The organism is Neisseria sp. HMSC070A01 (assembly GCF_001810165.1).
GTDB lineage: Bacteria > Pseudomonadota > Gammaproteobacteria > Burkholderiales > Neisseriaceae > Neisseria.
Map to the genome: position 1 here is coordinate 385,917 of NZ_KV800126.1, position 6,349 is coordinate 392,265.

Here is a 6,349-nt window from a genome sequence, read left to right on the forward strand (position 1 = left end):
ATGAATGATTTACGCCATTTGAGCCGTGACGAACAAAAACTGCTTGCCGATGTCGCTTTGCTGGTCAAAGACGACGATCAAGAGTTCAACTACGAAATGTTGAAAGTGGCCGCGCCCGATGAAGCCAGCGGCGAATTTTGGTTTCGCATGGCAGAAATGCTCAGCACCCTGCCGCCCAACCAGTCTTTAGATTTGCGCATGACCGGTGGACGGTTGGCGGTCGCCGTATCGATTTTATCGGTGTTGTTGCAGGAAAGCCCCGACATTCCCCAGCTTTGGGCGCAAAAAGTGATTGCGCTCAACTATCTGGCACACGGCCATCGGACACGCGCCCTCGGTTTGGCGCAACAGCCGGACAAAGCGGCAGAAGCCAACGAGGAAGAATATTTGGCAAAAGCCTTGTCCCAAAATCTACTTTCCACGTTGAAAGACGCGTTGGAACGCTTCCCCGAAGACAGCTGGTTTATCGAAATGCGCGATGATGCGTGGCAGCACTTTGGCGCAGAGCAGGCCGTCTGAAGTTTTGAACGATAAACGCAAGGCGTGTAGAATTAAACAAACATCAAATCCATAAACCAAGAAGGACTCATCATGAAAGTATTATTGTTGGGCGCACCCGGCGCAGGCAAAGGCACTCAGGCCCAATTCATCACTGCCGCATTCGGCATTCCTCAAATTTCTACCGGCGACATGCTCCGCGCGGCCATCAAAGCAGGCACCCCGCTGGGTTTGGAAGCAAAAAAAATTATTGATGAAGGCGGTTTGGTGCGCGACGACATCATCATCGGCATGGTGAAAGAACGCATCGCCCAAGACGACTGCAAAAATGGTTTCCTGTTTGACGGTTTCCCACGCACATTGGCACAAGCCGAAGCGATGGTTGAAGCAGGCGTGGATTTGGACGCGGTTGTTGAAATCGACGTACCCGACAGCGTGATTGTCGACCGCATGAGTGGTCGCCGCGTGCATTTGGCTTCCGGCCGTACTTACCATGTTACCTACAATCCGCCTAAAGTCGAAGGCAAAGACGACGTAACCGGCGAAGATTTGATTCAACGCGATGACGACAAAGAAGAAACCGTGAAAAAACGCCTTGCCGTTTACCACGAGCAAACCGAAGTTTTGGTTGATTTTTACAGCAAACTGGAAGGCGAACACGCGCCGAAATACATCAAAGTTGACGGCACCCAAGCAGTAGAAGCCGTGAAAGCCGAAGTATTGAAAGGTTTGGGCAAATAAGTTTTGCCGAAGTAAAATCATGAGGCCGTCTGAAAAAATATTTTCAGACGGCCTTTTCATATTATTGTATGAGGATCAACTGAATTTTTGTTCTAGTTCTTTTGCTAGAGTCCATCCTGCTGCTTCAAGTAATGCAACAGAAATAGTTGGTGCAACAACGCTGCCTAAGCCTGGAATTAATTTTGAAAGTTCTTTTGCCATTGTTTTTATGGGTTGTTTTAACATGGTATTTTTAATTGCAGCAATAGCCATTGCCTTGGCAGCTGCTTCGGTCATATTGCCACCAAAAACAGCACAAAGACTTGTGCACATGGTAGTCATTGTAACCATATCTGTAGCGATACCCAGTCCTGGTACTGGTATGGCGTTGCCTGCGGCAGCAGCAATTGCATGAGAATGAATAATTTTATGGCATTTTGATTCTTGGTCTGGTGTCATGGTTTTCTCACAATAGGTAAAGTATAAAATCATTAAATACTACGTTATTCGTAGTAAATAATCAAGAGAAATATACGAGATTCGTAACTTTGATTTTTAGGATAGAAGTTATGAATTTACAAGAAATTTTTACAAGGCGATTTAAGGAAGCAAGAAAAGCAAAAAATTTGACGCAGGAGAAGCTGGGACTGGCGATAGGATTAGATGAGTTTGTGGCAAGTACGCGTATTAATCGTTATGAGAAAGGAAATCATCAGCCTGATTTGAATACTTTGCAGAAAATTGCTGAAGTATTGGAAGTTCCACCAGCCTTTTTTTTCAGCGATGATGAATTTTCTGTAAAAATTTTAGATTTATATAAGAATAATTAAGGTATGTTGTGATGAGGCCGTTTGAAAAAATATTTTCAGACGGCCTTTTGTGTACAAAAGCTGTTAAAATCGAAGCTATAACCGTTTATCCGCAGGCATCTTATGAATCCCTTAATCTCCGACTTCCAAACCCAGCAACAACGCACTCCCGTCATCGTCGCCCTTGATTTTGCCAACGAAAAAGACACGCTCGGATTTGTCCGCAATCTTGACCCGACATTGTGTCAAATCAAAATCGGCAAAGAGCTGTTTACCGCGACCGGCCGCAATTTGGCGGAAAGCTTAATCAATCAAGGTTTCAAACTTTTCCTCGATTTGAAATACCACGATATTCCCCACACCGTCGCTCAGGCATGCAAAGTTGCCGCCGATATGGGCGTTTGGATGGTCGATATGCACGCATCGGGCGGCCGCCGCATGATGGAAGCCGCCGTAGAAGCCGTTGCCGGATATCACACCAAGCCGCTTTTGATCGGTGTAACCGTGTTGACCAGCATGGAACAAAGCGACTTGGCCGAAATCGGTTTGAACATCGCCCCTGAAGAACAAGTCATCCGCTTGGCGAAACTGGCGCAAAGTTCAGGCTTGGACGGCGTGGTATGTTCTGCTCAAGAAGCCGCACCGTTGCGCCGCGAATTAGGACAAGATTTTGTCTTGGTTACGCCGGGTATCCGCTTGGACGTTGCCGGCAACAACGACGATCAACGCCGCATCATGACACCGGCCGAAGCATTGGCGGCAGGCTCGACTTATCTGGTAATGGGCCGTCCGGTAACCAAAGCTGCCGATCCGGTAGCCGTATTGCGCGAAGTGAATCGCGTAGCAAACGCTTAAGGAGTCTGAATATGAGAGCCATCATCATCGGAGCAACCGGCGCAACAGGCAAATCCCTGTTACCCTTGTTGACAGATCATTCGGAAATCGAGCGTATCGACTGCTTCGGACGCAGAAATTCCGATTTTTCCCATCCAAAACTGTACGCTCATCAGATTGACTTTGCACAGATTGAAACATGGCGTGATGAAGTGCAGGGTGATGTATTGTTTGCCTGCTTGGGCACGACTTTGAAAGCAGCAGGCAGCAAAGAGGCGTAATGGGCTGTCGATTACGAAGCAAATCTTAAGTTTGCCAAAGCCGCACGAGAAAACGGCGTGAATACCTTGGTTTTGGTTTCCGCTTCCGGCGCCAATGCCGCTTCACGCCTGTTTTATCAAAGGATGAAAGGCGAATTGGAGCAGGCATTGATTGCTTTGAACTTTCCGCGCCTTATCATTTTCCGTCCGCCATTATTGATTCGTCCAAATAGCGACCGCTTGGGCGAAAAAGTCGCCAAACGGATTTTGTACGGACTCAACCGCATCGGCCTGCTGAAAAACCAACGTCCGCTTGCCGTTGAGACATTGGCAAAAGCCATGCTGAAAGTAGCTTTGAGACCGCCTGAACATTCAGTGCAGGTATATGAATCTCAGGACATTTTCAGACTTTCGGACGGATAATCCGAATACGCAGTTTTGCAGAAAATTTTAACAACGGAGGCAATATGCCCACCAAGTTCCAACAAGAAACCCTCAAATCTCGTTTTGCACAAGCCAAAGTCCTTGTTGTCGGCGATGTGATGCTCGACCGCTATTGGTTTGGCGATGTGTCCCGTATTTCTCCTGAAGCCCCCGTGCCGGTGGCGAAAATCGGACGTATCGACCAACGCGCGGGTGGCGCGGCAAACGTTGCGCGCAATATCGCCTCATTGGGTGGCAAAGCAGGGCTGTTGTCCGTGACTGGCGATGATGAAGCTGCGGATGCACTGGATGCGTTGATGGCGCAAGACGGTGTTTCTTCCTATCTGATGCGCGACAAGCAAATTGCGACTACTGTCAAACTGCGCGTTGTTGCTCGCAACCAGCAGCTTATCCGACTTGATTTTGAAGAGCCGCCGCATCGTGAGGTATTGGAACAAATCAAGCAGCAATACCGCGAAGTGTTGCCTGAATATGATGCCATTATTTTTTCAGATTACGGCAAGGGCGGCCTGTCGCATATTTCCGATATGATTGATTGGGCGAAACAGGCCTGTAAACCTGTTTTAATCGACCCCAAAGGCGACGATTACGAAAAATATGCCGGTGCTACGCTGATTACGCCGAATCGTGCAGAATTGAAAGAAGTGGTGGGCAGTTGGAAAAACGAAAACGATTTGACCGAAAAAGCTCAAAACCTGCGCCGTCATCTTGATTTGAACGCAATTTTGCTGACCCGAAGCGAAGAGGGCATGACCTTGTTCAATGAGGGCGAGCCGATTTATCAGCCTACACGGGCTCAAGAAGTCTATGATGTATCCGGTGCGGGCGATACCGTTATTGCCGGAGTGGGCTTGGGTTTGGCGGCAGGTTATACCATGCCTGAAGCGATGCACCTTGCCAATACGGCGGCAGGCGTTGTCGTGGCAAAACTTGGTACGGCGGTTTGCTCGTTTGCCGAATTGACCAAGGCATTGGAAGAGCAATAATGATTGTTTCTGACGGCCTTAAAATTCTAAATGCCGTCTAAAAATAAGAATTGGAAAATAATCCAGACAGAGAAGTTTTTATTTTCAGACGGCATGATTACTTCAAGGCCGTCTGAAAAATCAAAATAAAGGAAACTTATTATGACCATTATCGTAACAGGCGCGGCCGGCTTTATCGGCAGCAACATCGTTAAAGCACTTAACCAGCGCGGTATTACCGACATTGTTGCCGTTGACAATTTGAGCAAAGGCGAAAAATTTAAAAACCTTGCCGAGTGTGAAATTGCCCATTATCTCGATAAACATGAATTTATCCGCCAAGTGCGCGGCCATCTTCTGCATTACGAAAACATCGAAGCCGTCTTCCACCAAGGCGCGTGTTCCGACACCATGAACCACGACGGCCTCTACATGATGGACAACAACTATCAGTACACGCTTGATCTCTTGGACTGGTGTCAGGACGAACGTATTCCGTTTCTTTATGCTTCCAGCGCCGCCGTGTACGGCAAAGGCGAAATCTTCCGAGAAGAGCGCGAACTGGAAAAACCACTCAATGTTTACGGCTACTCTAAATTCTTGTTTGATCAAGTATTGCGCCGTCGCATGAAAGAAGGCCTGACCGCCCAAGTCGTCGGCTTCCGTTACTTCAACGTATATGGACAGCAGGAGCAACACAAAGGCCGTATGGCATCCGTCGCCTTCCACCATTTCCACCAATACCGTGAACATGGCTATGTTAACCTGTTTGGCGCCAATGACGGCTACGGCAACGGCGAACAAACCCGCGATTTTGTCAGCGTAGAAGACGTCGCCAAAGTTAACCTTTACTTCTTCGATCATCCCGAGCTTTCAGGCATCTTTAACCTCGGTACAGGCCGCAGCCAACAGTTTAACGAACTTGCCGCCGCAACCGTCAACGCCTGCCGTGCAGCCGAAGGCAAGCCTGAAATGAGTTTGAAAGAGCTGGTTGAAGAAGAACTTATTCGCTATATTCCATTCCCAGATGCACTTAAAGGCAAATATCAGAGCTTCACTCAAGCGGACATCACCAAGCTGCGTGAAGCCGGGTATACAGAAGAATTCTTGGATGTAAAACAAGGCGTCAGCCGTTACGTGAAATGGATGCTGGAGAACTTGGTTTAAGTCCTTCTGATTTGAATGATAAGGCCGTCTGAAAAAGGATTTTCAGACGGCCTTATCATTTTGGGAAATTTTAAAATGAGAAATTTACTTTTCTGCGATGGAAATTGGAATAGTATTTTCAAAACTCATGTTTTATAAAAGATTTAGCTTATCAGGGGGATATCTGATGGGGTAGTGGTTGATTACTTTTCTAAAAGCGGTTGGGATAATTAGATGTAAATAGGTATAAATAGGCTAAGGTTATGGCCTGTAAAAATAACTGAAAGTTCTTGTTTTGTAGATTGTAATAGACAAAAAAATAACCGCTTAAAAGCGGTAAATGGTGCCCGGAGCCGGAATCGAACCGGCACGGCCGGTTTAGGGCCGACGGATTTTAAGTCCGTTGTGTCTACCTATTTCACCACCCGGGCGTAGACAGTAAATTGAGAAGTTGGAGGCGGGGGCGCGGATTTGAACCGGCCTGTATAAGGGTTGCACCCCTTATAGCATAAACACTCTGCCACCCCGCCATGAAAGGGATGGAGGCGAGAGTCGGAATCGAACCGGCGTAGACGGATTTGCAATCCGCTGCATAACCACTTTGCTATCTCGCCAAAACTACGCTTGAGTGTTGTAGTATGAAACTGGAGCGGGAAACGAGTCTCGAACTCGC

At 47.5% G+C, this 6,349-nt stretch carries 9 protein-coding genes and 3 tRNA genes; 8 read left to right on the forward strand and 4 right to left on the reverse strand.

The features are described from left to right. Window positions 1-519 carry a hypothetical protein gene (locus HMPREF2711_RS10435; protein WP_003746102.1) on the forward strand — a complete coding sequence of 173 codons (519 nt, stop codon included), beginning with the start codon at window positions 1-3 and terminating at the stop codon, window positions 517-519. A gap of 72 nt (window positions 520-591) precedes the next feature. Next, the gene (gene adk, locus HMPREF2711_RS10440) at window positions 592-1,239 is read left to right on the forward strand and encodes an adenylate kinase (RefSeq protein WP_003746105.1); all 648 of its coding nucleotides are present in this window, start codon (window positions 592-594) and stop codon (window positions 1,237-1,239) included. 75 nt (window positions 1,240-1,314) lie between these two features. Here adk and HMPREF2711_RS10445 read toward each other — a convergent pair whose 3' ends face one another. Continuing rightward, entirely contained in the window at window positions 1,315-1,677 is a 363-nt protein-coding gene (locus HMPREF2711_RS10445; protein WP_036493797.1) for a hypothetical protein, read from the reverse strand. A 110-nt stretch (window positions 1,678-1,787) separates the two neighbouring features. Between HMPREF2711_RS10445 and HMPREF2711_RS10450 the strand changes: the two genes are divergently transcribed. From HMPREF2711_RS10450 to rfaD, 6 genes are all read left to right on the forward strand, one after another. After that, window positions 1,788-2,048, forward strand: coding sequence for a helix-turn-helix domain-containing protein (locus tag HMPREF2711_RS10450; protein ID WP_003746109.1), 261 nt, complete (start codon window positions 1,788-1,790; stop codon window positions 2,046-2,048). A gap of 102 nt (window positions 2,049-2,150) precedes the next feature. Next, entirely contained in the window at window positions 2,151-2,882 is a 732-nt protein-coding gene (pyrF, locus tag HMPREF2711_RS10455) for an orotidine-5'-phosphate decarboxylase (RefSeq protein ID WP_003746111.1), read from the forward strand. Between the two features lie 11 nt (window positions 2,883-2,893). Continuing rightward, the gene (locus HMPREF2711_RS11360; protein ID WP_003746114.1) at window positions 2,894-3,142 is read left to right on the forward strand and encodes a Rossmann-fold NAD(P)-binding domain-containing protein; all 249 of its coding nucleotides are present in this window, start codon (window positions 2,894-2,896) and stop codon (window positions 3,140-3,142) included. A 57-nt stretch (window positions 3,143-3,199) separates the two neighbouring features. Next, window positions 3,200-3,544 carry a Rossmann-fold NAD(P)-binding domain-containing protein gene (locus HMPREF2711_RS11365; protein WP_003746115.1) on the forward strand — a complete coding sequence of 115 codons (345 nt, stop codon included), beginning with the start codon at window positions 3,200-3,202 and terminating at the stop codon, window positions 3,542-3,544. Window positions 3,545-3,588: 44 nt separating this feature from the next. Then, window positions 3,589-4,551 carry a D-glycero-beta-D-manno-heptose-7-phosphate kinase gene (rfaE1, locus tag HMPREF2711_RS10465; RefSeq protein ID WP_003746117.1) on the forward strand — a complete coding sequence of 321 codons (963 nt, stop codon included), beginning with the start codon at window positions 3,589-3,591 and terminating at the stop codon, window positions 4,549-4,551. A gap of 141 nt (window positions 4,552-4,692) precedes the next feature. Continuing rightward, window positions 4,693-5,697 carry an ADP-glyceromanno-heptose 6-epimerase gene (gene rfaD / locus HMPREF2711_RS10470; protein ID WP_070616173.1) on the forward strand — a complete coding sequence of 335 codons (1,005 nt, stop codon included), beginning with the start codon at window positions 4,693-4,695 and terminating at the stop codon, window positions 5,695-5,697. A 320-nt stretch (window positions 5,698-6,017) separates the two neighbouring features. Here the strand turns inward: rfaD and HMPREF2711_RS10475 are convergent. The 3 genes from HMPREF2711_RS10475 to HMPREF2711_RS10480 form a co-directional block, all read right to left on the reverse strand. Next, window positions 6,018-6,107, reverse strand: a tRNA-Leu gene (locus HMPREF2711_RS10475). Window positions 6,108-6,128: 21 nt separating this feature from the next. Beyond that, window positions 6,129-6,206: transfer RNA gene (locus tag HMPREF2711_RS11165), tRNA-Cys, on the reverse strand. Between the two features lie 10 nt (window positions 6,207-6,216). Continuing rightward, a tRNA-Cys gene (locus HMPREF2711_RS10480) sits at window positions 6,217-6,290 on the reverse strand. Window positions 6,291-6,349 lie beyond the last annotated feature (59 nt).